The sequence below is a fragment of the Rhizobium sp. NFR12 genome (assembly GCF_900108545.1).
Classification (GTDB): domain Bacteria; phylum Pseudomonadota; class Alphaproteobacteria; order Rhizobiales; family Rhizobiaceae; genus Neorhizobium; species Neorhizobium soli.
In genome coordinates this window covers 193,304-219,739 of record NZ_FNWM01000003.1, presented here as the reverse complement: position 1 = coordinate 219,739, position 26,436 = coordinate 193,304, and the positions used below count along the sequence as shown (strand labels likewise).

Below are 26,436 nucleotides of genomic sequence, written 5' to 3'. Positions count from 1 at the left end.
GATCGACGACCCGATCTACATAGGCGGCAGTTCTCAGCTGCTTTCACCTTCAATCAGGTCCATGGGCCATACCAAACGTTTGACGGCATCAGGGTAGTGCAGCTTGTATTCCGGCATGATAGATAACAGACCTTCGGCAAGGCTTATGCCGAGATCGCGAAGAGAAAGACTGAAGCAGGTCAGGCTTGGTTTGAGAAACTGGGCCTGCGGGCTCTGCCGCCCGATGATGGCGATGTCCTTGCCGGGCATCAGCCCGACCTCTTCCAGCCCACGGTAGAGCCCGGTCACCAACGTCTCGTTGACAAGGACAACAGCCGTCGGACGGGTTTTGCAGTCCATGATCTGACGAGCCACGCCATAGCCACCCGTTTCGCTCGGCGTGGCACGAAAAATGTGCTCCGGCGAAAGCGACAGATTGTGCCGGGCAAGAACCTCCTGGGATCGGTGAACGAACAGATGGCCGAGGTTCAGATCACCATTCGGCCAGATCAGGCCGATGTGCCGGTGACCGCTTTTCACAAGCCGCTCGATGGCGACCTCCGCCATGCCCTCGAAATCCAGATCGATCCAAGGCTGGCCGACATCGGTCTGGCTTCGCCCCAAGGTGATGAAGGGAATATTGTGGCGAGCGAGCAGTTCGAAACGCGCATCGTGGAGACGGGTGGCAGACAGAATGACAGCATCCGCGAAGCCACGCGCGACGACGCGCTGAAGATAGGCGTCCGGGTCTTGGTCGGATGAACACAGCAGTGCGACGAGATCGAGCTTGTGACGGGCAAGGACGGTTTGCACGCCGTCGAAGACACTCATAAAGAACGTGTCGCCCTGGCCTGTAATTTCGGGTCCCGTCTGCATCATGAAGCCGATGACGCCTGTCGACCCCTTGCGCAGAGAACGCCCCGACTGGTTGGCGACATAGCCCAGTCTGGTGGCCGCTTCGAGAACCCGGCGCCGAGTCTCTTCATTCACGTCCGCCTTTCCGTTCAAGGCGCGGGACACAGTTCCTATTGATATATCTAGATAATTTGCCAGCTGGCGAATGCCCTTCATGAACTGCCTTTCCGCGGACCCGAATGCGTCGCCCAAAACAATATTGACAAATTCTGGCTCCTGTCCATACTACCGTAAACGTTTACGGAAAATCGGAAGAGGAGTTTTGATTTCCGTAAGGAGGAGGATACCAGTGACATACAATGCTGTTTTGTGTGGATGCGGAGCTATGGCCAAAGGCTGGCTCCGGGCGGTGCGGGACACGCCCCACATCAAAGATGCCATAGAAATCGTTGGCCTCGTTGATCTCGACCGAGCGACAGCTGAGGCGCTTGCAACCGAATTCAATCTTCAACAAGCGGTTATCGGGACGGATCTGGAAGTTGTTCTCGCGGAGACCAGGCCAGACATCCTGTTGGATGTCGTCATCCCCAACGCTCGCCATTCGGTGGTCAGCGCCGGCCTCGCCCATGGCTGCCACGTCCTAAGCGAAAAGCCGATGGCAACCTCCATGGAGGAAGCGCAGGATCTGCGCCGTGCCGCCAGCGCAGCGGGTCGTATTCATGCCGTCGTTCAGAACCGACGTTTCATTGCAGGCGTCCGCCGCATGCGTCGTCTGGTCGAAAGCGGCGCGATCGGCGAGGTCACGGGCATTCATTCCGATTTCTTCCTCGGCCCACATTTCGGTGGCTTTCGAGAAGAGATGGAGAATGTCCTGCTCCTCGACATGGCGATCCATACGTTTGATGCAGCGCGTTTCGTGTCCGGCAAGGCACCCCTCTCGGTCTATTGCGTTGAAACCAATCCGGCCGGCTCATGGTACGCCCATGGCGCTGCGGCCAATGCGATTTTCCGTTTCTCGGACGATGTGGTCTTTACCTATCGAGGTTCCTGGTGTGCCGAAGGCGAGCGCACCAGCTGGGAAAGCGCGTGGCGCATTGTCGGCTCGAAAGGCATGCTGACCTGGGATGGCGAAGACACGTTTAGGGCTGCCGTTGCCGGGAACGATACCGGCCTCCTCCCGGGCTTTACGTCAATTGACGTGCCTGCCCCTGCCAGAGACGAGGAAACCCACGGCCACGCCAGCGTGATCGCCGATTTCCTCGTTGCCATCAGCACCGGGCGCGAACCCGAAACAGTCAACCACGACAATATTAAAAGCCTGGCCATGGTGCTTGGCGCCATCGAAAGCGCCAAGTCGGGCCAATCCGTCGACATTTCATCATAGGGACCGTGACATTGATCAACCAGCAGGAAAAATCCATTCGCATCGGCACCATGGTCAGCGCCTCGAAGGGGCAGGCTGCAGAACGCATTTCGCAGATCGCCGACATGGGGTTTGAAAGTTTCGAGCCCTTTTTCTGGCAGACGACCAATGGTCAGGACATTGCCGAGCTCGGCAAGCGCTGCCGCGAGGCGATTGGAGATCGCGACATTACGATGTCGACACTTGGCATGTTCGGTAACCCGCTCGAAGAGACCGACATGGACCTTCAGACGTTGCAGGGTTGGAAGGATTGCATCGACAACGCCCACCATTTTGGAGCGACGTGCGTTGCCGGCTTTACCGGCCGCATCCGCAACAAGCCCCTGCCCGACAGCCTTCCACGTTACAAGCAGATTTGGAGTGAGCTGGCCAAGCGGGCGGCGGACAAGGGTGTGAAAATCGCTTTTGAGAACTGCGCCATGGACGGCAACTGGGCGACGGGCGACTGGAATATCGCTCACAATCCGGATGCCTGGGAGCTGATGTTCAACGAGACCCCCGATGACAATATTGGGCTTGAATGGGAGCCCTGCCATCAGATGGTCTATCTCATCGACCCACTGCCGCAGATCCGCAAATGGGCTTCGAAGATCTTTCACGTCCACGGCAAGGATGCGACCATTCGGTGGGACGTCATTCGCGAACATGGCATCTTCGGCAAACATCCGTTCGTTTTGATGCGCACACCCGGTTTCGGCGACAGCAACTGGACGGACATCATCTCCGAGCTGCGACTGGCGGGCTGGTCCGGCTCCATCGACATCGAAGGCTGGCACGACCCGGTCTATCGGGATGGACTGGAGATGACCGGACAGGTTCACGGTCTCAATCACCTGAAACAGGCGCGCGGCGGCGATTTCGTCGTCGACCCGGCTTAGATCGTTCAATGTTGGCGCGGCAAGGAGGAGGCCGCGCCGCGCGAAAGTGCATTCCGGAGAACCACAAAGGAGGACAAAATGGGTATCCGAACATATACGATCGCCATCGCTACGGCGTTTGCAGCAACTGCATCGCTTTTTGCGCTCAGCGCTCAGGCAGAAGACGTCAAGCTGACGCTATGGTCGCTCGACCGAGACATTCAGCCCGCCCCCAATCTCATCAAGGAATTCAACGCCCAGAAGAACGGCATCCAGATCGAATATCGCCAGATTCAGTTCGACGATGTGGTCAGCGAGGCGATGCGAGCCTATTCGACCGGTAAAGCACCTGACATTATCGCAATCGACAATCCAAATCATGCCATGTTTGCGTCTCGCAAGGCATTTCTGGACCTTACCGACATGATTGCCGGTTCAAGCACGATCAAGCCGGAAAACTACTTCCCCGGCCCGCTCGCCTCCGCCACCTGGGACGGAAAATATTACGGCGTGCCGAAAGCGACCAATACGATCGCGCTTTATTACAACAAGGACCTGTTCAAGGCCGCGGGTCTGGATCCGGAAAAGCCGCCGCAGACCTGGGACGAGTTGCTCGAGACCGCCAAGAAGCTGACCGACCCATCCAAGAATGGTTACGGCATCACCTTCTCGGCCAAAGCCAATGAGGAAGGCACGTTCCAGTTCCTGCCCTGGGCACAGATGGGCGGCGCCACCTACAAGTCCATCAACAGTGATGGGGCTGTCCGGGCGCTGACGATCTGGAAGCAATTGCTCGACGGCAAAATGACATCTCCCGACACATTGACGCGCAGCCAGTGGGATTCCACGGCAACCTTCAATGCGGGCAATGCGGCGATGGCGATATCCGGACCTTGGGAAATCGACCGCATGGTGACCGATGCCAAGTTTGACTGGGGAACCGCGCTCTTGCCGGTGCCGCAGGAAGGTGCCGAGCGCTCTTCCGCTATGGGCGACTACAACTGGGCAATTTTCTCCAACACCAAACATCCGGAAGAGGCGTTCAAGGCGCTTGAGTTCTTCGCCTCCAAAGACGTCACCATGTACAAGGATTTCGGCCAGATCCCTGCCCGTTCCGACCTGCCGATCCCGCCGACCGGAAATGCGCTTAAGGATGCGGCCCTCAAGACCTTCGTGGAACAGCTGAAATATGCCAAGCCACGCGGCCCTTCGCCAGAATGGCCGAAGATTTCCAAGGCAATTCAAGATGCCGTCCAGGCGGCGCTGACCGGACAGATGGAGCCTAAGGCCGCGCTCGATCAGGCTGCAGAGAAGATCAAGCTAATCGAAGGCTGAGGCAGGACTGCCTTTCTCAGGAGCCGATGGCACTCGTGCCATCCACCTTTTCCTCCCGGAAGGAGCTGTCTCGTTCGTCAAGAGCGGACAGCTCCACACCGGATCTTATGGGGTTTCCATGAAAAGGATACTTTCCAGCATCACGGACGGCCGCGGCTTCGACATTGGCCTGGTCGGAGTTCCCTTTGCCTTCCTGTTCATTCTTGCGGGCTTGCCCTTGCTCTACAATATCCTGATGAGCTTTCAGGAAGTGGACATGTTCAGTCTGGGAAGCATCATCAGGCCATTCGTCGGCTTCAAGAATTACATCGATCTGTTCAAGCAGCCCGAAACCCTGCCCATTCTCTTCAACACCGTCATTTTCGTGGTCGGCTCGATCGCTGGCCAGTTTCTCATCGGGTTTGGCCTTGCGCTGTTTTTCTGGGTCAACTTTCCGGGATCATCGTGGCTTCGTGGATTGTTTCTGGTCTCTTGGGTCATGCCGGGTCTGGTCGTCGGTGCGATCTGGAACTGGATACTCTCGGGGGACTTTGGCGTCCTGAACTTCTTTCTGCGTGAAAGCGGCCTGATCGACAGCAATATCTTCTGGCGCTCAGACCCCAATTTCTCGCTCTGGGCGGTCGTGCTCGCCAATATCTGGCTTGGTACATCGTTCAATATGATCCTTCTGTCCGTCGGTCTTTCCGCCATACCCGGCGATCTCTATGAAGCAGCCGAGCTGGACGGTGCAAACGCCTGGCAGCGCTTCTGGACCATCACATTGCCCATGATGCGCTCCACCATCGGTGCGATCATTTCGCTCGGGCTTATCTTCACACTGCAACAGTTCGATCTGTTCGCGGCAATCACGGATGGCGGGCCGAACAACTCATCCAATGTCGCCCAATACTGGGCCTGGGACCTCTCCTTCCGGCAATACGACTTTGGCAAAGGTGCCACGATCTCGGTCATCATGACTGTGTTCGTGATGTTTGCGGCTATCGTCTATGTGCGCTCGACCCGTCATGAGGTGCGCGGATGACTGAAACCAACCGAAACCGCCTGATGCTCGCCATCGCCATCATCATGGCGGCGATCTACCTGTTTCCGCCCTACTGGATGTACGTCACGGCTCTCAAAACGGGCTCTGAGATGTTTGCCACCCCGCCCAGCTTCTGGCCATCGACAGCGCAGTGGAGCACCTTCGCGTATGTCTGGGAAAGCCGGAACATGGGGCGCTACCTTTGGAACTCAACGCTGATCGCCTTTGGATCGGTGGCGCTCATCGCCGTTCTCGGTACCGGCTGTGCCTATGTACTGGCGCGGTACCGTAACCGCTGGGTGGATGTGGGCCTGTTCCTCATTCTGATGCTGCAGGTTCTGCCCGCATCGCTAATGATCACGCCGATCTTCGTCGGGTTCTCCCAAGTCGGTTTGCTGGACTACCCGCGCTTTGCCGTCATCCTGGCGATAGCGGCAAAGAGCATGCCGTTCTTCGTGGTCCTCGTGCGGGCGACATTCATGGCTGTGCCGATGGAGCTTGAGGAGGCCGCATTGGTCGATGGCAACTCGCGCATCGGTGCCTTCTTCAACATCGTGCTCCCGCTTGCCCGCAACGGTATTCTTGTCAGCGCCATCCTCATCTTCATGCAGGCATTCGGCGAGTTCGTCTATTCGAAGTCGATGATCCAGAACATCGAATTGCAGCCCGCAAGTGTCGGTCTCAACTCGTTCATGGGCCCAAACACCAGCGAATGGAACAACATCATGGCGTACGCAACGATGTACGTAACCCCGATCCTTGCCATCTTCGTCCTTCTGCAGCGCCGCATCGTTTCCGGCCTCACATCGGGAGCTCTCAAATGACCAATCAAATCGAATTGTCGGGTGTCAACAAATATTACGGTGCCTATCACGCGCTGAAGAACATCGACCTCACCATTCGCAAAGGCGCTTTCGTCGCCCTGGTGGGACCGTCCGGATGTGGCAAATCAACGCTTCTGCGCGCCCTCGCAGGGCTTGAATCGATCTCCGAAGGTAACCTTGTTATTGCCGGCGACCGCATGAACAATGTACCGCCCCGCAAGCGGGATCTGGCCATGGTGTTCCAGTCCTATGCGCTCTACCCGCATATGACGGTTGAGGAAAACCTCACCTATAGCCTGCGCATTCGCGGCACCAAGAAGGCGGAGGCGAAGAAGGCGGCAGAGGACGTGGCCGCCATTACCGGCCTGTCGGACCTGCTGCATCGCTATCCCCGCGAACTCTCCGGCGGACAGCGACAGCGTGTCGCGATGAGCCGGGCCATTATCCGCAATCCCAAAGCCTTTCTGTTCGATGAGCCACTGTCCAACCTCGACGCCGCCCTGCGTGTCCATATGCGCAAGGAAATCAGGGCACTGCATGACCGGCTTGGCGCGACCTCGGTCTATGTCACGCACGACCAGATCGAAGCGATGACAATGGCTGATCACGTCGTGGTCATGCGCCAGGGCGTGATCGAGCAACAGGGCCAGCCGCTTGAACTCTATGACCGACCGGTCAACCGTTTCGTTGCCGGATTTATAGGATCGCCGGCCATGAATTTCATTCCGGCAACGACAGGACCGGATGGAAGAAGCCTCATCCTGGATCTTGGCCGGCCACAGACGATCGGTCTCGACAGAACCATTCCGGCCAATCGAAATCTTGTCGTCGGTCTGCGGCCCGAACATCTTACCATCGCCGAAGACGGCAAGGGTTTGTTGGAAGCACCAGTGGCCTTGGTCGAGTCGACAGGGTCAACGACCTTCGTCACAACGGCAACGACGCCCGAATGTGTCGTCGTCGTAAATGGGCGGGTTCCAATAACCGGCGGTCAAACCGTCGGATTAAATTTTCAGCAGGAACACATTCATCTGTTCGATGCGGAAACGGACAGTCGGATTGAATGATTGATGCCTATGGCGACAAGCGTAACCACGCTCTTGAGCCGGGTGGCCGCGTCCGACGGCTTGCAGAAATCGTTCTGGCCGGTTTTGGTGAGCGCAGCTGGCACCGTTGTTTTTCCGCTGCGGCTTTCTTCTCTGCATTTTCCCCTTGCGGTCCGCCAATTCTGACCCGCCACACCCCCATGTTCATGGCTGGCGCGGTTTGGGGATTTGCTCAATAATCCTTTCTGGCCAAGCCGAGGCCTGAAAGCGAGTGTTATCTTGAACACCCAAACGGAGAGAGCCGGACCTATATCCGTTGTCATCGTCGAGGACGATGGACCAACACGTCGGCGTATCGCTGACGGCCTGTCCGACGCTTCCGCATTTTCGGTTCTTCAGGCGGGAACGCTCTCGGAGGCGCGCCAAGTGCTGGAGTCTGGTTATCCTGATGTGCTTCTGACTGACCTCCAGCTACCCGATGGCCATGGCATGGACCTGATCCGCGACGTCCGGCAGCATAGCCAGACCACCGAGATCTTGGTCATCTCCATCCTGGGCGATGAAGAAAGCGTCATTTCGGCTATTTTACTCGGCGCCAACGGCTATCTGCTGAAGGACGCTCTGCTGACCGACATCGCCGACACGGTGCGCGATCTTATGCGGGGCCACTCGCCAATCTCGGCCTCGATAGCCCGTTTCATCGTCAAACGGACCCAAGGCGTCAAGGATCCCGTCGTCGGGACGGACTTGAATACCGCCAAGCTGACAGCGCGCGAAATCGACATTCTGTGGGGCATCGCCAAGGGTTTCAGCTACGCCGACATCGCGGATTATCTGGGTATTTCACGCCAGACCGTTCCCGGCTATATAAAGAACATCTATCGCAAGCTCGAGGTGAATACCCGCGGTGAGGCCGTATTCGAAGCCTTGCAGCAGGGCTTGATAAAGCTTTAGGATGAAAGCTGCCGCTCACCAAGTTGGAAGGATGGCTCGACCGCGTGGCAGGATCGGCTGGCTGCTGCTGTACCTGGCGCTGCAACCTGTCATCATCGTCCTTTGCATCCTGGCCCGCCAGATCGGCCCGCCCCTGCCTCCCGCGGTCTATGAACTGAGCGGCGTTGAGCTTCAAGACGCGACAGGCCAATTCCGTTCTGTGGACCTCCCGGACTTTCGCCCCGTCTCCGAAGATGCGACCTCCTCTGCGATTTATCGCGTCTCACTCGAACGACCGACCACGCAGAAAGATGTGGCATGGAGCATTTTCGTGCCGCGCTTTACCACGGGCGTACAATTCGAGGTTAACGGCTCAATGATCCACGATACGCACCGGAATGTTATGAGCCGCAGACCCGACCGCAATACGTCCGCCATAGCGACGATTCCGGAGAGCCTGCTGCATGAGGGGCGCAATGAGCTGATCATTCACCTCGTCACATGGGGGCCGGTCGGCGGCTATCTGGACAGCGTTTATGCCGGTCCGGACAAGGTCCTGAGACCGGTTCACGATCAGCGGTCAATCATGTTCGAGACCCTGCCACTCATCCTCGTTGCCGGACAGGCGACATTGGGAGCGATCCTCGGCCTGATCTGGATCAACCGCCGGAACGATCGCAGCTATGGGCTGCTTGCGCTCGCCATGCTGATCGGTTTTTTTCAGTATTTCGTCTCGATGCCAGCATCACCACAAACTCTCGGCCTCGTCGGCGCTGCCGTTGTTACGCAAGCGCCGCTGGTTCTGCACTTCATCGTGCGCTTCATCGACATGCCGCCACCGCGATGGCTTCATCTCACATTCGTACCCGGCATTATTATTGCCTTTGCGGGCCTTACGGGACAGCATGATTTACTTCACGCACTCTTCCTGCCGCTAGGGCCACCAACGATTGCTCTCTGCGCCGCCGTTGCTTGCCTCCTTTTGGGCAACGCAGCTCTGCGCGGAAACCGAAAGGCGCTGATAATGGCGCCTGTATTCTCAGTCATGCTGGGGTGCGCCCTGAACGATATCCTGACGGTCAGCCGGCTCATTCCGGGTGAACGGATCTTTATCGGCTGGTTCGGTTATTCGATCGTCCTGATCGTCATCGGAGTCTGGCTGACCTGGCGTTTCGTCCAAGCTTTGAATGATGCCGACAGTTTCGCCGACCGGTTGGTGAAGCAAGTGTCGGAGGCGAGGTCAAGCTCAGGGCAAGTTTTTCCCGCGAAGAAGAACGCGCAAGGGCGGCGGCTTTGGCCTCGGAGCGGACGCGATTGATGCGGGACCTGCATGACGGGTTGGGCGGGCAACTCGTCAGCATCGTCGCTCTTGCCGAACAGCCGAGAGATACAACGAATACAATCGGAGATGCCGCTCGCGCTGCGCTGCGCGATCTTCGTCTGGTCATCAACGCAATGGAAGAGATCGATGGCGACCTCATGCTTGCCCTTGGCTCCTGGAGGGAGCGGATATCAGGCCAGTTGCGCGCCCACGACATGCAGCTGGTTTGGAGCGTACAGTCGCCACACGGACTTCCCGTCTATCCAGGCCTGCGTCCAAGGCACGTTATCCAGGTTATCAGGCTGCTTGACGAAGCTGTCACCAATGCGATCAAACACTCGGGCGCATCGATCGTGACGATCATGATCGAGACCATAGCTGGCCCCGACGGCGACGCGAGGGGCCAGATCTCCGTCAGGGACAACGGTTGCGGCTTTGCGGTCGATGCGGTGAATGGGGCGGGGACGGTGCAGGGCCGGGGCTTGCTCAACATGAAAAAGCGCGCAGCCCTCTGCGATGTGACCTTGTCCGTCACAAGCGCACCGCTCGGCACGACGGTCTCGCTGCTGCTACCCCCCGACTTCCCCGAAGCCACCCAAGGGGGCTGATGCCAGCGGGGAGCGCGCGTATAAGGTCATAGGAACCGAGCGCGGAGACACTTCCATCGCCTGGACTATCTGATGCCGAGACGGTTCCTCGGGCCACCACGATTGACCGGCGCGACACCGAGACCGGGTGCGCGAACGCCCGGCCTGCGGACACAGCCAACCGGCAAGCCCGGAGCAGTACAATAGATCGCGGTCCTTGCCACGGGACGCGCCACGCAACCAAGCGGAACCCCCGGCGCCGTGCAGTAGACGACCACCGCGGCCTGGGGGCGCACCACGCAGCCTTTTGGGACGCCGACGGCGTTGCAATACACGACGGCCGCCGCCGGCGCGGCCGTGAAAATTGGCGCTGCCAGCACGGCAAGATAGGTAAGGGCCAATGCGGCCTTGAAACCATTTGGGCGATGTTTCATGGCGAATGTCTCCCGGATTCTAAACTGCGCCGACGGATACCGGCTTGACCCCATCATGCCCGTTTCCGGTGCCGCGAATACGCCATGAACATGGGGTGGATGCGCATCTTAAACGCACTTAATGGTTGAAACTATCGATTGCTCGCCAGGCCGGTTTGCCCGGCGAGCCGTAGTTTCTCTGCAAGTGCGAACGGGACTGGCACGATGGACGTCTCCGCGACTGCAACAGGCCCGTCCCCGGCCCCCGATCAGCCTGTCGTCAACGTCGCGGACTGGATCGTCAGTGCAGAGCAGGTCGTCGATCGTCTCGAGACGGCGTTGGTGGACACGGCGCTCGCCCTGCCACATCTTGATCGGGAACTGTTATGGGCGGGCACGGTGTCCATGACCTCGGCGCCCAAGGTTCTTGCCCTAAGCCTTGGCGCCGGCGGTGTCGTCATGTTGATTTTTCTGCTCAGCAGTTACGGTCTGAGAGGCCGACGCGAGGCTGCCGCGCGCGAACGCGTCCCATTCCTCGCCGTCTTGAAACGGACGGCCTGGAGCCTTGTGCCGTTGCTGGCCGCCATCGCGGTGGGGCGCGCAATAGCCGTTCGACTGCTGAGCGCCGATCCGCTCGGGGATGGTTTTGCCAGGGAGTTTCTCGTTTCCGTCATCTACTGGCTGTCTGCCATTACCTTTCTCGGCATTGTCTTTTCGCCCCGCACTCCTCAATTGCGGCTTCTGCCGCTGGACGAGAGCGGCGCGGAAAAAGGACTTCGGCGAAGCGCCGTGATCCTGGCGTGCGGATACCTGATGGTGTGCCTTCTGGCAGCAGCCGCCCGCGTCGGCATGCCGCCGAACTCGGTGCGGCTGCTGGCGATACTCGGCGCGTTTGCCATGACGGCGGCGGCTCTTCGATTGCTGCATCTTCTGCGCCGGCACGGCCTGACGCCGCTGCTACAGATGGTCGCCGCCTGGATGATCCTGCTGGTGTTAGGCTTGTGGATATGGGGCTGGCTGATGCAGCAGTTTGACCTGTACCAGGGGATCAAGGGAACAACGATCGCCCTTATGCTGGCGCTGGCCTTCGATCGCTCGATCGCCCTCTCGATCCAGCTGTCGCGCAAGCCCGAGGTGATGCGTCGACTGTTCGTGGTGCGGGTGGTGATCGATGCCTTGGCGGCAGCTGTCATCCTCAGGCTGATCGTCGAGTACTGGCTGGTCGGCACGCTTGCGGTCATCCCGCAACAGGATTGGCCGCGATACTCTCGGCAGATCAATTTTTCGCTTATGGTGCTGGTGCTCGCTGCCGTGCTCGCCGCGGTTACCCACGCATGGGTAGAGTCGCGCATGATGCCGAAGGAGGCTCTCACCTCGCTGGAAGACGCGGAGTTGCACCTTGCGCGTATGACAACGGTTCTGCCGATCCTTCGTGTAGTCTTGCTGGGGCTCATCGGATCGATTTTCTCGCTGGTGACCCTGTCGGTTTTAGGGGTCGACACCACTCCCATCATAGCCGGCGCCGGCATTTTGGGTCTGGCCATCAGTCTCGGGTCCCAGGCGTTGGTGAAGGACGTAATATCGGGCATTTTCTGGATGCTGGACGATGCTTTCCGGCTCGGCGAAGAGATTGAGATCGACTCCACTCCCGGCAGGGTGGAGCAGATACTGATCCGCAGTCTCAGACTGCGCGGCTTGGATGACAGGCTGCATACAATTCCCTACGGCCAGATCGAGACCGTTGTCAGCCGCAGTCGCGGACTCGTCCTCGCTCGGGTGAGCCTGAGACTGGAGAACGAAACGGACGCCGTCGGGCACGCGCGGTTACTGCGGTTGGCGGCGTCGACCCTTCGAAGCGAAACCAGGCTTCAGGCCGATATCGTCGGCAAGATCGCCATCAGCCCGCCTGAAGCCCATCTGCAGACCAGGGAGCTGGTGTTGAGCTTCAATTTGGCGCGTGCCGCAGCGGTGACCGCCATTCCCCTGATCCGCTCTCTGCTGCTTGAAGTGCTCGAAGCCTCCGGCTTCGATCTCGCGCCAGATGGCGTCCATGTCTCCCTTGCTGAAAGGCGCGCCACGGCAGACCCGATGGCTGGCACGCTGGACGAGGTGCAGACCCCATGAACATGGGATGGCTTCACTGCAGCCTTTGGTTGATCGTGCCGTCCAGCATCGCAGGGACATTGACCAGTCCCTTGGAGCAAGTCCTGCGGCCTCGTCGCGAAGAATTGGTCCGGATTAGTTGATGCTGGCAGTTCCGCAACTGAAGAATGGACTGCTGACCGCGTCCGCCCGGCAGGAGGCTCCCGACACAGGGATCAACCTGGCGGATATCGCAACACTCAAAGGAGATCGAAATGGCAAACGTTAAGCTGATCACCCCTGTTCTGGTCGTCTTCGGGGGGCTCGCCGTCGCTTCGAGCGGCTATGCGCAACAGGAGGCCTTCATGACCGCAGACAAGAACGCCGACACGATGCTGGACCAACCCGAATTCAAGGTCTTTATCGACACGATGGCCGCGTCCGGAAAGCCGATAGCCCTCAAGGTCAAGCAGGCCGGTCGCTACAACCTGGCGTTTGGCCGGATCGACAAGGACAAGAACGGACTCCTGACGCCGAACGAGTTGCAGTCGCTGAAATAGCTGCCGCTCCCTGAGCAGGCCTGCCACGACATGCGCAAGGGAAGGATCTTTCCATGAAACATGCACTGTTGCCCCTGGTGGCCGCAGCTCTGCTGATTGGCTGGGTCGGGCAGGCCTGCGCCCAGGCCGAGAAGCGGAAAGTCATGGTCGAGGCACCTACCCTCGTCGAGGTGACGCTGTACCTGGAGACGACGGGAACGTTCCGCGCGGTCAACCAGGTTGACCTCGTCGCCCGAGTCTCCGGTACGCTCGAGAAAGTGAACTTCAATGAAGGCGACACCGTGCGAAAAGGTGACGTCGTCTTTCTCATAGAGCCCGAACCCTATCGCATCAGCCTCGCAGCTGCCGAAGCAGAACTGCGTCAGCAACAGGCCAACCTGCAACAGGCGGTCTCAAACGCGGCCCGGCAGGAAGGACTTTCTGCCAAGCAGGTCGTATCGCTAAGCGCAAATGAATCGGCGGTGGCACAGCGACTGGCAGCCGACCACAGGTCGAGGCCGCCAAGACCAAGGTGCGAAGTGCTGACATCAACCTCAGCTACACGGAAGTGAAGGCGCCGTTCGACGGTATCCTATCCGCACGCGCGGCCGATCTCGGCGCCTTTATCAATGCCGCATCGGCTCCGAAGCTCGCCTCGCTGGTCGAACCGGACCCGCTCCACGTACTCTTCTCGGCCGATGAGCGGCAGGTAATCGCCATTCGCCGCGCGATGGCTGAGCGCCATATAGACCTGAGGAGCCTCGGGGCGATCCGAGTTGAAGCCGGTCTTCAGGGTGATGCGACCTACCCTTACAGTGGATATCTCGACTACATCGCGCCAGAGCTGGATAGCGCGAGTGGGACCATGACCCTTCGCGGCGTTATTGCCAACACGCACCGCTTGCTATCGCCGGGCATGTTTGCCCGCGTCCGAGTCCCGATCGTCACGCGCAAGGCACTGACCGTGCCGGAGGCCGCGATCGGCAATTCCCAGTTGGGCCGAACGCTTCAAATCGTCGATGCCGAAGGCAAGGTCGCAGCCGTCAAAGTCGCGCTCGGAGAAAAAGCCGCCGGCGGCCGACGGGAGGTTGTCAATGGCGTGAGAGAGGGCGACCGCGTGATCGTCAAGGGCGGGGCTGGGTTGCGTGCCAGAGAAGTCGTCGAAGTCGTGACGGCACTCGATTGATCTGCTTACAGAAACAGGGAATGCCCCAGGATGGCCAGGTTCTTTATCGATAGACCGGTGCTTGCGAACGTGATCGCGCTCCTGACCGTCATACTCGGTCTGGTGGCGCTGGTCGGCCTGCCTGTCGCACAATATCCGAATGTCGTACCGCCCTCGGTGCAGGTGACGGCACGCTATCCCGGTGCCAACGCCGAGACGATCGTCCAGGATGTGGCATTGCCGATCGAGCAAAAGGTCAATGGGGTCGAGGGCATGCTCTACATGCAATCGACCTCCACCAGTGACGGCACCTACGCACTCACCGTGACCTTTGCCATCGGCACCGATCCCGACGCGGCGCAGATCCTTGTGCAGAACCGTGTGGCGAGTGCGACGCCTTCCCTTCCGGATGCCGTACAGGCACAAGGCGTGCAGACGGCCAAGCGCTCGACGGCTATTCTGGCGATTGTAGCACTCACCTCCGACAACCCGGATCATGACAGCCTGTTCATGACCAATTATGCAACCATCAACCTGATCGATCAGATCGCTCGCATCCCCGGCGTCGGTAGTGTTTCGGTTTTCGGCGCCGGCAACTATGCGGTGCGCATCTGGATGGATCCGGACCTGATGGCGGCACGCGGTCTCATGCCGTCAGATGTGAACAACGCGATCCGTCAGCAAAGCCGCACATCGTCCGCCGGCCAGCTTGGCCTTCCACCGGTGCCGGAGGGGCGCGATTTCCAATACACGCTGAAGCTCGACTCCAAGCTCGCCGATGTGGCGGCCTTCGAAGACATCGTCCTGCGCGCAAATGACAATGGTGATCTTGTGCGCCTGCGCGACGTGGCACGGGTAGAGCTGGGTGCTCAGCAATACAGCCAGGATTTCAGTCTCGATGGAAAGCCGGCGGCAGGCCTCGCACTGTTTCTGTTGCCCGAGGCCAATGCGCTTGACGTCGTAGCGGCGGTCAAGGCGAAACTGGAGGTCATGTCGACCGACTTTCCCGAAGGGCTTCGCCACTCCGTGCCGTTCGACACGACGCTGTTCGTCAAGGCCGCCATCGATGATGTCTACCACACCCTGGTGGAAGCCGCGTTCCTCGTGCTGGTTGTCATCCTCATCTTCCTGCAGGATTGGCGCGCGATGCTGGTGCCTGCCACTACGGTGCCTGTCACCATCATCGGCGCCTTCGGCGCATTGGCATTGTTCGGTTTCTCCATCAATCTTTCCACCCTGTTCGCCATCATCCTTGCCATCGGCATCGTGGTTGACGATGCAATCATCGTGGTCGAGGCCGCTGCTCGCCATCTCGATGACGGAAAAACGCCAACGGAGGCTGCGGCGCTTGCCATGGACGAGTTGATGGGCCCGATCATCGGCATCACACTTGTGCTGCTTGCCGTGTTCCTCCCGGCCTCCTTTCTGCCTGGCCTCAGTGGCGAAATGTATCGCCAGTTCTCGCTGGTCATTGCCGCCACTGCCCTGATCAGCGCGGTCAACGCCGTGACCCTGAAGCCGACCCAATGCGCCCTATGGCTGAAACCACATGCCCTGAAGCCGCGCAAGAACGTCGTCTACCGCGGTTTCAACGCAAGTTACGATGCCGTCGAACGGGTCTATGTAGGGCTGGTGAGGGTCATGACCCGTTTCAGTGTGACGGTCTCGCTGGTGGCACTGCTGTTGGTCGCGCTCTCGCTCTCCCTGCTGGCGCAGGTGCCGACGGCCTTCCTGCCGATCGAGGACCAGGGTTATTTTCTGGTATCGGTCCAGTTGCCCGAGGGCGCGTCGCTCGAGCGCACACGCCTCGCAATCGAAAACCTGCGGGGGCGGGTCGAGAAGCTGGATGCCGTTGAAACGGCGGTCGCAATCAGCGGCGTCTCCGCCCTCAACAACAATGCCAGCCTTTCCAACGCGGGTGTCCTCTACGTGATCCTCAAGGACTGGAGCCTTCGCCAACAGGGAGATGACCTGTTGTCGCTCTACACCTCCCTGCGGAGGCTGACTGCCGATCTCCCGGACGGACAGGCGCTCGTGCTTCCGCCGCCTCCGATCCAGGGTATCGGCAACGCGGCGGGCTTCACCATGCAGGTAGAGGCCCGTGACGGCGCCTTCGACTATGCGGCTTTGGAAGAAGTGGCGGCCAGCATCGCCCGTGCAGCAGGGTCTGATCCGACATTCCGCGAAGCCTTCAGTCCGTTCCGTGCCGACGCCCCCCAATTTGCCGTCTCGATTGATCGAAGCAAGGCTCAGCGCGCCGAGATCGATGTCGGCGGCGCCTACGACGCTGTCAGCCAGTACATCGGATCGTCCTATTCCGGCCAGATCAACCTCTTCGGCCGCATTTTCCAGGTTTATGTACAGGCAGACGCCTCAAGGCGCGCCGAAGTCGCCGACCTGGAGCGGCTTCGGCTGCGCGGCGCCTCCGGCCAGATGGTGCCGCTGGGCTCGATCGCAGACGTAAAACCGGCCACCGGGCCTGCGCTGATCAGCCTCTACAATCTCTATCCATCCGCTCAAATCATCGGCTCGCAGGCGCAAGGCTATTCGACCGGCCAGGCGCTCGATGCACTCGACGGGATCGCAAAGTCGCTGCTGCCTCACAATTTCGAACGGGAATGGACGGCTGTGTCCTACCAGGAACGAGAACTCGGCGGACAGATTTATCTGGTCTACGGCCTGAGCCTGCTTCTGGTCTATTTCGTTCTGGCTGGCCAATATGAGAGCTGGTACGCACCAATCAGCGTCATCGCGAGCGTCCCGCTCGCGCTGATCGGAACGGCTACGACGCTGCTGTCGCTCAATGCCGCCGTCAACCTCTACACGCAGATCGGTCTGGTGCTGCTCGTCGCACTGTCGGCCAAAAACGCGATCCTGATCGTTGAAACCGCGCGGCATCTGCGGCTGCATGACGGCGCAGAGATTGTGGATGCGGCCATAAGGGCCGCGATCACGCGGCTTCGACCGATCCTGATGACGTCGATCGCCTTCATCCTCGGCGTCGTGCCGCTCGTGCTGCAGACCGGGGCGGGAGCGAGCGCGCAAAAGTCGATCGGGATCGCGGTTCTGACCGGCATGATGGGCTCAACCTGCCTGACCGTCGTCTTCGTACCGTCGCTCTTCGTCGTCCTGCAGAGATTGGAAGAGCGCTTCAAACGTCGCGTTCCAGTTTCAAGCTAACTGTGGCCGGCAAGCAGAGAGCCTTGTAAAGTCGTTCGCATGAAACCGAACCTCCACGTAAGCGCTTTCGTTGCGGGGACCTAGAACGACGCCTTCAGCTGGCCGCCGATGCTCCATACAGGATCGGCGTCTTCGCGAAACGTTGCTGCGGCAGAGGTGTTGACCTGCCATTTTTCGGTAACCATCCACCCGATGCGTCCGCCAAGCGCCGCATAATTCTGGTCCTCTGTGCTGCCCTTGACATCGCCGACCCAGTCGACGGAGGCTTCTACGCCCTTCTTGTCTGCGGACGTGCGTCCTACACCCAGTAAAAGCGTCAGGTCGAACCGCTCATCGAGCTTGCGGCTCCAAGCTAATTCGGCGCCGAGACTGTCAGTGATCGTTGAGCCGGATCCCATCCTGGCGGCGAAGAGATTGTCGGTCTTGTCTTCCCCATAGCCATCGAGGTCGAGCCAGGATCGAGCGAAACGGGTCGACAGCGCCAGTTCGTTGGTATCGTCGGGCGCGTAGATGACACCAACCCGAGCGTAGGACGCAAACAACGATCCAGATGTCGCACCCCCGGTCTGGATCATCTCATCGATGTTCATGTAGCTTCGGGTGAGCGACGCGGAAACATCGGGCGATCCCCATGCGCCAGCCTCCCCGAAAGCACGCCATGTTGCCGGCGCAGTCGTGTATCGGATACCTCCGGCAAAGAGCGCAAGGTCGTCCGAGAGAGCGTCCGACGCGCTCGCGCTGACGCGTGTTGCGCCCCCAAGCAGGCTGAAGCCGCTGCCAGCTTCCCAGCGAGCGTTAAAGCCCGCCGCCGCGTCACTGTTGCCCGAGAGAGAGACATAGCTTCCGCTGTCGAAGCGCTCGGATTGGCCTAACAGCGTTAGTGCTGTTTGAGAAAGATCGAGCGCGATGGACTGCCGTTGATGTGCAATCTGGTTCATCGAGTCCACGACGGAGCGGGTTGTGGTGAAGCCGAGGCGAGCGAAATCGATGGTATCGAGGAACAGGATTGCGTCCTGGGCCTCATCGTCCAAGGGCCCGGCGGATGTGAGGAGCACTGTAAGGTCGAGTGTGCTGGATCCCGAGACCCCGACCTTGCCACCAACCGCGACGTCGGCATCCACTGGGCCGGACGCCTCGTATTTCAGTATCTCCATCCGATCCTTGAGAGCTTGAATGGACACGGCCTGCCCTTCCGACGGCGAAACAAAGCCGCGATAGTCCATCGCATAAACTGAGTGACCATCCGGCTGTGTCACCGGTACGCTGAGCGAGCAGCGTGTCGTGGCGCGGCGGATACCGGAGGCACCGCCCGCTGTCGCCGAAAAATCGTCGAACAGATAACTGGTCGCGTTGCCGTCGGGTGATCGGACGCGCGAGTATGTCCCTTCAGCGCATCCGTCTGCTGCGAGCACCAGATCTGGAACAGAGAAATTGACCACAGCAAGCAGCGGGAGGAAACGGCGGATACGCATGACAAAATATTCCCGGCATCGGGGGGGCAGCGACCGTGCTGCCCCGGATTTTCCTTTTTAGCGGCAGTCGCGCCACTGAAGTTGGTAGACGATCGCTGCCTTCACGTCCTGCGTATCAACTGTCGCCATGGCCTCCTGCTTGCGCGTGGTATTGACGCGGATGCTGGAATTGGTGCGCAGGTTTACGTCCTCGCCGCACGCCGACCAGATCAGTGATTCCGCAACGAGCTTGTTTGAAATCAGATAATCCTTCTCGACCGGGCCGTTGAACGTTTTTGTGAATGCCGGACCACTTCTGCCCGCGAAGAAGTACTCCACATTGAACTGCGAGCGCGCGCCGCGTGGGAGCTGGTTAAACCCGCGGTAATCGATCGCGAGGACCGAAACACTGCGACCCTGCGGGACATGGACCGGTATGGCAACGTTGCAGGTCTTGCGGTCCAGGGATTTGCCGGTATCACCGCCGGCTTCAACAATGTAGTTGTCGAACAGCAGGCTGAGAGCCTTTCCATCAGGGCTGATGGTCGCCGATACGCTGTCAGAAGGGCAACCACTTCCGCCATAGCCTGGTGTGCCAAGCGAGATATCGTCTGCTTGGGCGGCCGAGGCCATAAGGAGAGATGCGAGCAAGAGACCTGCGGTTTTCATGGGGTTCCTCAAATTTTGTCGAACGTGGCGTTCGGTAGCGGCATGACGCGAGTGAGCTGAACTTCTCCTGAGTGGGACATTCATGTCGGAGTCATTCGCCTGATGCCAAATGTCAGTAGGAGAGTTAAAAGATTTTTAACTAAAAGTGGCGGTGAAGGTACTTTTCGTAGGTCTAATTAAGGCAATTCAATCACTTTGCGCGAGAAACCGGATCCATCGAAGCAAAAAGCACTGACCGAGGAGATTCAGATGTTCAGGATTGGCACAACTTTGCGTCTTTCAGCTCTGGCGGTCAGCCTCGGCATTGGCCTGTCGAGTTGCGCTGCGACGGCACCATCCATCCGTTCCAGTGAAGCCGGACCATCTCAATCCTCGCGGGCTGCCGAACACCGGCGCGCGCAGAGGCAAAAAGCGATTGATGGCGGTTATCAGCGGCTTTATCGTCCTAAAGGATGCCGCTCCTCGACGGCATCATGCGATGGATTTCCTCGAATGTCGTTCAAGCTGTCCACACCGGGCACGGCGACGACATAGAATTCACACCGAGCGACGCCCGATGGTGATCGTCTCTACCGCTCAAGCCCGCCGTCACATTTGAACAACCAGCCGGATCACTTCGCCTCGGTGCAAGCGGTCGAAACCTTCGTTGATCTCGTCGAGCCGGATCTCGCCGCTGAGAAGCTTGTTCACCGGCAGGCGCCCGGACTTGTAGAGAGCAACATAGCGTGGAATGTCACGGACGGGGACGCAGGTGCCGATATAGCTGCCCTTCAGCGTTCGCTCCTCGGCGACAAGACTGACGATGTTGAGCGGAAGCGTCGCGGTGGGTGCCGGCAGTCCGGCCGTCACCGTCGTCCCGCCGCGCCGTGTCATCCTGTAGGCGCTCTCCAGCGCCTTTTCGGAACCGGCAAACTCGAAAGCGAAATCGGCGCCGCCATTGGTGAGCTGCCGAACCTTGTCGACCGCGTCCGCATCGCGTGCATTGACAGTCGCCGTCGCGCCCAGATCGCGGGCGATGCTGAGCTTGTCATCCGAGAGGTCGACGGCGATGACCTGCGCCGCACCCGCCGAAATAGCTCCCAGCAGAGCGGCAAGCCCGACCCCGCCGAGGCCGATGATGACCGTGGTCTGGCCTGCCTGGACCTTCGCCGTATTCACCACCGCGCCGACGCCGGTCAGGACCGCGCAGCCGAACAGCGCTGCTTCGTTGAACGGCAGGTCCTTGTCGATCTTGACGATCGAGCGGCGCGACACGACCGCGTGTTCGGCAAAAGCCGAGCAACCGATGTGATGATGGACCGGCTCGCCATGCGATTTCAGCCGAATGCTGCCTGTCAGTAGTGTGCCCTTGCCGTTTGCTGCAGCGCCCGGTTCGCAGAGCGCCGGTCTTCCTTCCGCACAGGGAAGGCAGTGGCCGCAGCTTGGCACGAAGGCAAGCACGACGTGATCGCCGACCTCAAGATCGTCGACACCTTCACCCAGCTCCACCACTTCGCCCGCGGCCTCGTGACCGATTGCCATCGGCAGCGGTCGCGGCCGGCTTCCGTTGATCACCGAGAGATCTGAGTGGCAGAGCCCTGCGGCACGAATGCGCACAAGCACCTCTCCCTGCCCCGGCGGATCGAGATCCAGCTCGGCGATTTCAAGCGGCTTGCTCTCTGCATAAGGCATGCTCGCGCCTGTCTGGCGAAGCGTTGCGGCTCGGATCTTCATGTCATACCTCTCTGAAATTCGGAATGCGGCGCGTGAAAACTAGCATTGTCTGCACCGCATGCGAAAACTTCCGCCTTCGGTTTCGATCTGCGTGGCGTGTGGCGCCAGGAAATGCCCCGTCATCAGCATAGTCTCTGTATCGGCGATATCGCCCAGCAATGCTGCCCGCGTAAGCGCGGACTGGGCCTGATTTTCGCAGCCCATGCAACTCAGTTGCGGATATTTGAGCTGGATCGGGTGATGGATGATATCGCCTGAAAACACGCATTCGCGGCCATTGGAATGCAGCCATATCGCGACATGGCCAGGCGTGTGGCCCGGCGCCGGTTTGAACGTGAGGCAGCCATCCAGTTCATACCCATCGTCGACCAGCACGACCTGACCAGTCTCCACGACGGGCAGAACGCTGTCGCTATAGGCTGCAAGATGATGACCGCCGGGATCGGAGCCGTATTTCTCGGCCCAGTAATCGTACTCTTTGCGGCCAAAGATGTATTTGGCATTCGGGAAGGTCGGAACCCAGCGCCCGTCGATCAGCCTTGTGTTCCAGCCGACATGATCGGCGTGGAGATGGGTGCAGCAGACATAATCGATGTCCTCAGGCTCAACGCCTGCTGCACGAAGACGCTCGAGAAACGAGGTCGAAAGGTTGGACCACTGGGTGCGAGCGTGCCGTTCCTTGTCGTTGCCGACGCAGGTATCGATCAGGATCTTGTGCCGGCCGGTGTCGACCAGCCAGGCATGGATGCTGAGCCTGATCCGATCGCTATCGGCATCGTAGAACGCCGGTGCAAGCCAGGAACGCTCGCGCTCGAGGATCTCGTCCGTGACGAGAGGGAAGAACGTCTTCATCCGGAACGATGTATCTTCCAGCTCCCAGATGGCCGAAACGGTGATGTCTCCAATGGCAAAACGGGTCATGAAAATCTCCGAAGTTCGGGCCTGCTCACGCGCTCGCGACAACTGCCTGTTGCCGGACCGGCGGCCAACCGGAATCAGTCGATGTCGCAAGCCGGTTCAGCAACTGTTTCAGCACCCAGACCTCGTTTTCGTCGAGAAGCGCAAGGCAGTCGGCTTCGGCAGCCTTCAGCATGGCGACGATCTCCATCATCGCCTTGCGTCCCGCGCCCGTCAGATGCGCACGCCGTGGGGCTGTCCCGTCGATCTCGATCAACCCTTCGGCCTCGAGCTTTGCCATCGTCTCGTCGGTAATCTCGTCTCCGCGTGAGCGACCGATCTCGCTGATGGTGTCGAGTGTCCTGCCATCCTCATGGCCGAGCAGCGTCAGCACGGCATAGTCCGCGCCGCTCCATCCGCGCCGCCGGCGTTCGACCACCGCGTCGTTGCGGATTTGATAGAAGACCCGTGAGATCTGGTAGATGAAATCATCGGGCGAAAGACTGCTTTCCGTTTTCTCAAACGAGGTGTTTTCGCCCGCGTGGCGAATGAGCCGGCCGTATTGCCCGCCATGGAAGACCAGCGGCGGTGTGCTCGAATGCTCGAACCCGGTGATCTCGCCCACGAAAATGATATGGTCCCCGCCTTCATACTGATGGGCGGTCCGGCATTCGAAACGGGCAGCGCAGTCTTTGAGCAGCGGAATGTCGCCGTCTCCCCTCTCCACGGTCAGCCCCTCGAACTTGTCTTCCTTCTTGCTGGCGAAAAGACCGGAGATGTCGCTCTGTTCGGCTGACAGGATGTGAACTGCGAAATGGCCCGCCTGCCGGAAATCGTCGAAGCTCGAGGATGTCCTGGCAAGGCTCCAGAGGATCATCGGCGGATCGAGCGACACCGAACTGAAGCTGTTTGCTGTGCGTCCGATATCCTGCCCGTCCGCGGATCGGGTGGTGACGACGGTCACGCCGGTCGCGAAGGATCCAAGCGCGTTTCGGAGAATGCGGGGGTCGTTGGACATGGTGATTGCTCCCTGTCTTATTGATGGTGATGAATGGTCTTTGCGGATGATGCCGGTTGGGGCAGCGAGCCGCTCTGTTCGTCCTCGAGATCGGCACCGGCCGCCTCGCGCAACGGAATGATCGTGACGACCGACAGGCAGGCGGCGGCGATGATGTAGCAGGCAAGCGGTATCCAGCTCCCTGACCAGGCCCAGAGCGCGGCTGCGATCATCGGCGTCGGTCCGCTCCAGAGCACGGTTGCGAACTGATAGGCGACAGACACGCCGCTATAGCGGACCGACGCCCCATACTGCTCGGCGAAAAGGCTGGGCTGGGTGGATTGCGTCGTGGCCTGCCCGAAAATGATGGACAGGGTCATCGCAGCGGTGATCCAGAATACGCTCGCCGTATCCATGAGAAGAAAGAACGGCACGATGAAGAGGCCGTTGAAGATCATGCCCCCCATGAACACCCGCTTGCGGCCGATCCGGTCGGAAAGTCCGGCAAACAGGGGCTGGGCGATAAAGCAGAAAACGGCTGCGATCATCAGCGAATTGAGCGCCGTCGCCCGGTCGATGCCGACGACCGTCGTCAGATAGACCAGCGAATACACCGCCACGATATAGAAACTGGTGTTTTCCGCGGCCTGACAGGCGACCAGAAGCGCTGTCTTCTTTCCATGCTTGCCCAGCACGTCCACGATCGGCAGGCGCTGGCGTTCGCCACCGGATTTCAGCTTCTGGAAGCTTGGCGATTCCGCAAGGCGTCTGCGGAGGAAGATGCCGAAGACGAGAAGGATGCCACTGAACAGGAAGGGCAAGCGCCATCCCCAGGCCATGAACTGCTCGGGCGTCGTCAATCCGCCGACAAGCGCCATCACGCCGGACGAAAGAAGAAGGGCCGCCGGAATGCCCATCTGCGGCCAGCTGCCGAAAAAGCCGCGCGTCTTGTTCGGCGCGTGTTCGACGACCATCAGGGTCGCTCCACCCCATTCGCCGCCAACTGCAAAGCCCTGCAGGAAGCGAAGCACGGTAAGCAGGATCGGCGCCCCGACGCCGAGGACGGCATAGGTCGGGATAAGACCGATCAGAAATGTGATTCCGCCCATCATGGTGAGGCTGAGGATCAGCATCGCCTTGCGGCCGATCCGGTCACCGAAATGGCCGAACACGATGCCTCCGAGAGGCCGGGCAATGAACCCGATGGCGAAGGTCGCGAAGGCCGCGATCATACCTGTGACCGGGTCGAATTCCGGAAAGAACAGTTTGTTGAAGACGAGTGCCGTGGCGGTACCGAAGATGAAGAAATCGTACCATTCCAGGGTCGATCCGATAAAGCTCGCCAGTGCGACCTTGCGGATGTCGGATGTTTGCGTGGCCATGAAGCTCCTCCCCGAGCTGTTATTGGCAATCGCATGGGTCTCCCTCAAGCCTCCAGCGGAAGACCCATGCGCAGATCGTGGTTAGTTTTCGAGCGGGATATCGACATCCAGCAGGGGGGCGTGCTGTTGCGCACCGTAGACGTCGGTATCGCCGATATCGCCGGCGGGAATCGCTCGCGGGAACGTCGCCTTGAACGCAGCGGCGGTATCGTAGGGCGTAAACAGCACGTCTTCTTCCCTGACGCCGTAGAGCCTGGAGAAAAGGGCCGCATTGAGCACTCCCGTCGCCTTCACGCGGCGGTAGAGGTCGTGATCCTCGAACAGGACGTCGATCGTGACGTTGAAAGGACCGGCATTCTTGCTCTTGCAGATCTGGGCGATGTCTCTGATGAGGGCCATGTCACACCTTCTCGTATTCGATGGGGAACAGGGCGCAGGGATCGCTGACTTCGACCGTATGGAAGATGCTGAAGCGATACATCGGCCCCATGTCGATATCCGACGGACTGAACGGGAACGCCATGTTGCCTTCCTTGCACAGACGCCCCGGAAAATCCGCATGCAGCATCGAGGTGCGCGCCATGGCGATGACCGCATTGGCGACATCCGCCGTCTTGGCGACAACCTCGATCACGAAGCCAAGTTCGTGGCTCGTGATCTGCTTGACCGGCTCCCAGCCGCCCATGACGCCGTCCTTGCCGTAGCAATGGATGATCATCCGGTAATCGTCGCGCGGAACGCCGAAGGATTCGGCCTTCACGGCAACCTTCTCGCGGTGGGTGGCGAGATAGTCGTCGATCTGCGAGATCAGGATCGGATCGCGCGTGCCGCAGATCGCGATGGACCGGTAACCGGCCATCTCGACGCCTTCGAGCTTGATCGTGTACCGATCGGCCGGCGTCCAGGTCATGCCGTCGATCTTGACGGCACGATCGCTGATCGCCTCGAACCGGCAATCGGTCGTGTCCAAGAGACCACCGGGCTCGACGTGGTGGATCGGGCTCGAATTCTCATGCAGCGCGAAATTCGCGACGGCCAACGGCGTCGAGCGCCGAATCGGGTTCGGCGGCTCGCAGACGACATGGTCGTCGCGAACGCGAAGGAAAATGCAGTCCGGCTCCTTTGGCACGGTCGGCTCGGCGCCGCATTCCAGCATCTTGCCCGCATACCACGACGGTGCAGGCGCCATGCCGGCCCGGATGGCGGGTGCCGCCCACTGCGCCGGATCGCTGCTTCGACCGGCAAGAATGACTTGCGCGCCCTCATCGAGTGCCTTTGCAAACGGCTCCGGCCCCATCATGCCGACGACGCGGGTAGAGTTGTCGATCATCTGCCGGTTGAGCGGCTTCATCTTTGCCAGCGGTTTCGTGAGGCCCTTCTCGGCCCAGCCGGCGAGGTCGCTCTTGCTTTGCTCGGAATGGATCAGCGCCATCTTGAACGACAGCCCCTCCTCCCGCGCAATTTCCCTCACCAGTGCTGCCGTATCCTGCAGATGCGGCTCGCCCCCTGCCCCACCAGACGTGCCGATGATGCAGGGAATACCGGCCGCAATGCTGGCCTGCAGCATCAGCCGCAGGTCACGCTTGACCGAAAGGCGCGAGCAGAAGGACGTTCCGGCACCGAGATAGTAGGGCCCCGGATCGGTACTGCCGCCATCACAACCGATGACATGGGGCTCCCAGGACATTCCGATCTTGAGCGATTCCTCGGCATAACCGTAGCCGAGGATGCCGCTCGTCGAGAGCATTCTGAATTCTTTCATCACTC

The 26,436-nt window shown here is 59.8% G+C and carries 25 protein-coding genes; 15 read left to right on the top strand and 10 right to left on the bottom strand.

The annotated features are described in order from the left end of the window. Nucleotides 1–33 precede the first annotated feature (33 nt). The gene (locus BLW69_RS14440; protein ID WP_092662895.1) at nucleotides 34–1,050 is read right to left on the bottom strand and encodes a LacI family DNA-binding transcriptional regulator; all 1,017 of its coding nucleotides are present in this window, start codon (nucleotides 1,048–1,050) and stop codon (nucleotides 34–36) included. Between the two features lie 133 nt (nucleotides 1,051–1,183). Between BLW69_RS14440 and BLW69_RS14435 the strand changes: the two genes are divergently transcribed. The 10 genes from BLW69_RS14435 to BLW69_RS14395 all read left to right on the top strand — a co-directional run bounded on the left by BLW69_RS14435 (nucleotide 1,184) and on the right by BLW69_RS14395 (nucleotide 10,202). Continuing rightward, complete coding sequence (locus BLW69_RS14435) at nucleotides 1,184–2,218, top strand: Gfo/Idh/MocA family protein (RefSeq protein ID WP_092662893.1); 1,035 nt, start codon at nucleotides 1,184–1,186, stop codon at nucleotides 2,216–2,218. A gap of 14 nt (nucleotides 2,219–2,232) precedes the next feature. Beyond that, on the top strand, nucleotides 2,233–3,135 hold the full coding sequence (locus tag BLW69_RS14430) for a sugar phosphate isomerase/epimerase family protein (protein ID WP_092663448.1): 903 nt from the start codon (nucleotides 2,233–2,235) through the stop codon (nucleotides 3,133–3,135). Between the two features lie 78 nt (nucleotides 3,136–3,213). Continuing rightward, nucleotides 3,214–4,449: an ABC transporter substrate-binding protein gene (locus BLW69_RS14425; protein ID WP_092662891.1), complete on the top strand. Its 1,236-nt coding sequence runs from the start codon at nucleotides 3,214–3,216 to the stop codon at nucleotides 4,447–4,449. Between the two features lie 118 nt (nucleotides 4,450–4,567). Then, the gene (locus BLW69_RS14420; RefSeq protein WP_062459955.1) at nucleotides 4,568–5,470 is read left to right on the top strand and encodes a carbohydrate ABC transporter permease; all 903 of its coding nucleotides are present in this window, start codon (nucleotides 4,568–4,570) and stop codon (nucleotides 5,468–5,470) included. After that, nucleotides 5,467–6,294 carry a carbohydrate ABC transporter permease gene (locus BLW69_RS14415; RefSeq protein WP_092662889.1) on the top strand — a complete coding sequence of 276 codons (828 nt, stop codon included), beginning with the start codon at nucleotides 5,467–5,469 and terminating at the stop codon, nucleotides 6,292–6,294. The genes BLW69_RS14420 and BLW69_RS14415 overlap by 4 nt, the downstream gene beginning before the upstream one ends. Beyond that, on the top strand, nucleotides 6,291–7,361 hold the full coding sequence (gene ugpC / locus BLW69_RS14410) for an ABC transporter ATP-binding protein (protein WP_062577840.1): 1,071 nt from the start codon (nucleotides 6,291–6,293) through the stop codon (nucleotides 7,359–7,361). Before BLW69_RS14415 ends, ugpC begins: the two co-directional genes overlap by 4 nt. Continuing rightward, a complete protein-coding gene (locus tag BLW69_RS22590) occupies nucleotides 7,358–7,579 on the top strand; it encodes a hypothetical protein (protein WP_139283875.1) in 222 nt (73 codons plus the stop codon). Before ugpC ends, BLW69_RS22590 begins: the two co-directional genes overlap by 4 nt. 40 nt (nucleotides 7,580–7,619) lie before the next feature. Further along, nucleotides 7,620–8,294 carry a response regulator gene (locus BLW69_RS14405; RefSeq protein ID WP_092662887.1) on the top strand — a complete coding sequence of 225 codons (675 nt, stop codon included), beginning with the start codon at nucleotides 7,620–7,622 and terminating at the stop codon, nucleotides 8,292–8,294. Nucleotides 8,295–8,325: 31 nt separating this feature from the next. Continuing rightward, the gene (locus BLW69_RS14400) at nucleotides 8,326–9,591 is read left to right on the top strand and encodes a hypothetical protein (RefSeq protein WP_092662885.1); all 1,266 of its coding nucleotides are present in this window, start codon (nucleotides 8,326–8,328) and stop codon (nucleotides 9,589–9,591) included. Further along, nucleotides 9,591–10,202 carry a sensor histidine kinase gene (locus tag BLW69_RS14395; RefSeq protein WP_092662883.1) on the top strand — a complete coding sequence of 204 codons (612 nt, stop codon included), beginning with the start codon at nucleotides 9,591–9,593 and terminating at the stop codon, nucleotides 10,200–10,202. Before BLW69_RS14400 ends, BLW69_RS14395 begins: the two co-directional genes overlap by 1 nt. Nucleotides 10,203–10,267: 65 nt before the next feature. Here BLW69_RS14395 and BLW69_RS14390 read toward each other — a convergent pair whose 3' ends face one another. Then, entirely contained in the window at nucleotides 10,268–10,615 is a 348-nt protein-coding gene (locus BLW69_RS14390) for a hypothetical protein (RefSeq protein ID WP_210184915.1), read from the bottom strand. A gap of 204 nt (nucleotides 10,616–10,819) precedes the next feature. Between BLW69_RS14390 and BLW69_RS14385 the strand changes: the two genes are divergently transcribed. From BLW69_RS14385 to BLW69_RS14365, 5 genes are all read left to right on the top strand, one after another. Next, entirely contained in the window at nucleotides 10,820–12,718 is a 1,899-nt protein-coding gene (locus tag BLW69_RS14385; RefSeq protein ID WP_092662881.1) for a mechanosensitive ion channel family protein, read from the top strand. Nucleotides 12,719–12,951: 233 nt separating this feature from the next. After that, nucleotides 12,952–13,236: an EF-hand domain-containing protein gene (locus BLW69_RS14380; protein ID WP_062459967.1), complete on the top strand. Its 285-nt coding sequence runs from the start codon at nucleotides 12,952–12,954 to the stop codon at nucleotides 13,234–13,236. Nucleotides 13,237–13,289: 53 nt separating this feature from the next. Further along, on the top strand, nucleotides 13,290–13,787 hold the full coding sequence (locus BLW69_RS14375; RefSeq protein WP_092662879.1) for an efflux RND transporter periplasmic adaptor subunit: 498 nt from the start codon (nucleotides 13,290–13,292) through the stop codon (nucleotides 13,785–13,787). Further along, nucleotides 13,748–14,401: an efflux RND transporter periplasmic adaptor subunit gene (locus tag BLW69_RS14370; protein WP_162759479.1), complete on the top strand. Its 654-nt coding sequence runs from the start codon at nucleotides 13,748–13,750 to the stop codon at nucleotides 14,399–14,401. The genes BLW69_RS14375 and BLW69_RS14370 overlap by 40 nt, the downstream gene beginning before the upstream one ends. Nucleotides 14,402–14,431: 30 nt before the next feature. Then, a complete protein-coding gene (locus tag BLW69_RS14365) occupies nucleotides 14,432–17,560 on the top strand; it encodes an efflux RND transporter permease subunit (protein WP_092662875.1) in 3,129 nt (1,042 codons plus the stop codon). An 80-nt stretch (nucleotides 17,561–17,640) separates the two neighbouring features. On the opposite strand, the gene BLW69_RS14360 is transcribed toward BLW69_RS14365, so the two are convergent. The 8 genes from BLW69_RS14360 to BLW69_RS14325 all read right to left on the bottom strand — a co-directional run bounded on the left by BLW69_RS14360 (nucleotide 17,641) and on the right by BLW69_RS14325 (nucleotide 26,431). After that, a complete protein-coding gene (locus BLW69_RS14360) occupies nucleotides 17,641–19,032 on the bottom strand; it encodes a DUF4360 domain-containing protein (RefSeq protein WP_092662873.1) in 1,392 nt (463 codons plus the stop codon). A gap of 57 nt (nucleotides 19,033–19,089) precedes the next feature. Continuing rightward, on the bottom strand, nucleotides 19,090–19,680 hold the full coding sequence (locus BLW69_RS14355; RefSeq protein WP_062577828.1) for a DUF4360 domain-containing protein: 591 nt from the start codon (nucleotides 19,678–19,680) through the stop codon (nucleotides 19,090–19,092). A 588-nt stretch (nucleotides 19,681–20,268) separates the two neighbouring features. Beyond that, entirely contained in the window at nucleotides 20,269–21,393 is a 1,125-nt protein-coding gene (locus BLW69_RS14350) for a zinc-dependent alcohol dehydrogenase family protein (protein WP_092662871.1), read from the bottom strand. Between the two features lie 39 nt (nucleotides 21,394–21,432). Further along, nucleotides 21,433–22,314 (bottom strand): MBL fold metallo-hydrolase, encoded by an 882-nt coding sequence (locus BLW69_RS14345; RefSeq protein ID WP_092662869.1) that lies wholly within the window; start codon nucleotides 22,312–22,314, stop codon nucleotides 21,433–21,435. A gap of 25 nt (nucleotides 22,315–22,339) precedes the next feature. After that, on the bottom strand, nucleotides 22,340–23,308 hold the full coding sequence (locus tag BLW69_RS14340; protein ID WP_092662867.1) for a flavin reductase: 969 nt from the start codon (nucleotides 23,306–23,308) through the stop codon (nucleotides 22,340–22,342). Between the two features lie 17 nt (nucleotides 23,309–23,325). Then, nucleotides 23,326–24,669: an MFS transporter gene (locus BLW69_RS14335; protein ID WP_092662865.1), complete on the bottom strand. Its 1,344-nt coding sequence runs from the start codon at nucleotides 24,667–24,669 to the stop codon at nucleotides 23,326–23,328. Nucleotides 24,670–24,750: 81 nt separating this feature from the next. Beyond that, nucleotides 24,751–25,068 (bottom strand): DUF4387 domain-containing protein, encoded by a 318-nt coding sequence (locus BLW69_RS14330; protein ID WP_092662863.1) that lies wholly within the window; start codon nucleotides 25,066–25,068, stop codon nucleotides 24,751–24,753. Nucleotide 25,069: 1 nt separating this feature from the next. Further along, the gene (locus BLW69_RS14325) at nucleotides 25,070–26,431 is read right to left on the bottom strand and encodes an acyclic terpene utilization AtuA family protein (protein WP_210184914.1); all 1,362 of its coding nucleotides are present in this window, start codon (nucleotides 26,429–26,431) and stop codon (nucleotides 25,070–25,072) included. Nucleotides 26,432–26,436: the final 5 nt, after the last annotated feature.

Coding starts and splice junctions, on each gene's coding strand:
- BLW69_RS14440 (WP_092662895.1), bottom strand. CDS start 1,050: ATGAAGGGCATTCGCCAGCTGGCAAATTATCTAGATATATCAATAGGA.
- BLW69_RS14425 (WP_092662891.1), top strand. CDS start 3,214: ATGGGTATCCGAACATATACGATCGCCATCGCTACGGCGTTTGCAGCA.
- BLW69_RS14420 (WP_062459955.1), top strand. CDS start 4,568: ATGAAAAGGATACTTTCCAGCATCACGGACGGCCGCGGCTTCGACATT.
- BLW69_RS14415 (WP_092662889.1), top strand. CDS start 5,467: ATGACTGAAACCAACCGAAACCGCCTGATGCTCGCCATCGCCATCATC.
- ugpC (WP_062577840.1), top strand. CDS start 6,291: ATGACCAATCAAATCGAATTGTCGGGTGTCAACAAATATTACGGTGCC.
- BLW69_RS22590 (WP_139283875.1), top strand. CDS start 7,358: ATGATTGATGCCTATGGCGACAAGCGTAACCACGCTCTTGAGCCGGGT.
- BLW69_RS14400 (WP_092662885.1), top strand. CDS start 8,326: ATGGCTCGACCGCGTGGCAGGATCGGCTGGCTGCTGCTGTACCTGGCG.
- BLW69_RS14395 (WP_092662883.1), top strand. CDS start 9,591: ATGCGGGACCTGCATGACGGGTTGGGCGGGCAACTCGTCAGCATCGTC.
- BLW69_RS14390 (WP_210184915.1), bottom strand. CDS start 10,615: ATGAAACATCGCCCAAATGGTTTCAAGGCCGCATTGGCCCTTACCTAT.
- BLW69_RS14385 (WP_092662881.1), top strand. CDS start 10,820: ATGGACGTCTCCGCGACTGCAACAGGCCCGTCCCCGGCCCCCGATCAG.
- BLW69_RS14380 (WP_062459967.1), top strand. CDS start 12,952: ATGGCAAACGTTAAGCTGATCACCCCTGTTCTGGTCGTCTTCGGGGGG.
- BLW69_RS14375 (WP_092662879.1), top strand. CDS start 13,290: ATGAAACATGCACTGTTGCCCCTGGTGGCCGCAGCTCTGCTGATTGGC.
- BLW69_RS14365 (WP_092662875.1), top strand. CDS start 14,432: ATGGCCAGGTTCTTTATCGATAGACCGGTGCTTGCGAACGTGATCGCG.
- BLW69_RS14360 (WP_092662873.1), bottom strand. CDS start 19,032: ATGCGTATCCGCCGTTTCCTCCCGCTGCTTGCTGTGGTCAATTTCTCT.
- BLW69_RS14355 (WP_062577828.1), bottom strand. CDS start 19,680: ATGAAAACCGCAGGTCTCTTGCTCGCATCTCTCCTTATGGCCTCGGCC.
- BLW69_RS14350 (WP_092662871.1), bottom strand. CDS start 21,393: ATGAAGATCCGAGCCGCAACGCTTCGCCAGACAGGCGCGAGCATGCCT.
- BLW69_RS14345 (WP_092662869.1), bottom strand. CDS start 22,314: ATGACCCGTTTTGCCATTGGAGACATCACCGTTTCGGCCATCTGGGAG.
- BLW69_RS14340 (WP_092662867.1), bottom strand. CDS start 23,308: ATGTCCAACGACCCCCGCATTCTCCGAAACGCGCTTGGATCCTTCGCG.
- BLW69_RS14335 (WP_092662865.1), bottom strand. CDS start 24,669: ATGGCCACGCAAACATCCGACATCCGCAAGGTCGCACTGGCGAGCTTT.
- BLW69_RS14330 (WP_092662863.1), bottom strand. CDS start 25,068: ATGGCCCTCATCAGAGACATCGCCCAGATCTGCAAGAGCAAGAATGCC.
- BLW69_RS14325 (WP_210184914.1), bottom strand. CDS start 26,431: ATGAAAGAATTCAGAATGCTCTCGACGAGCGGCATCCTCGGCTACGGT.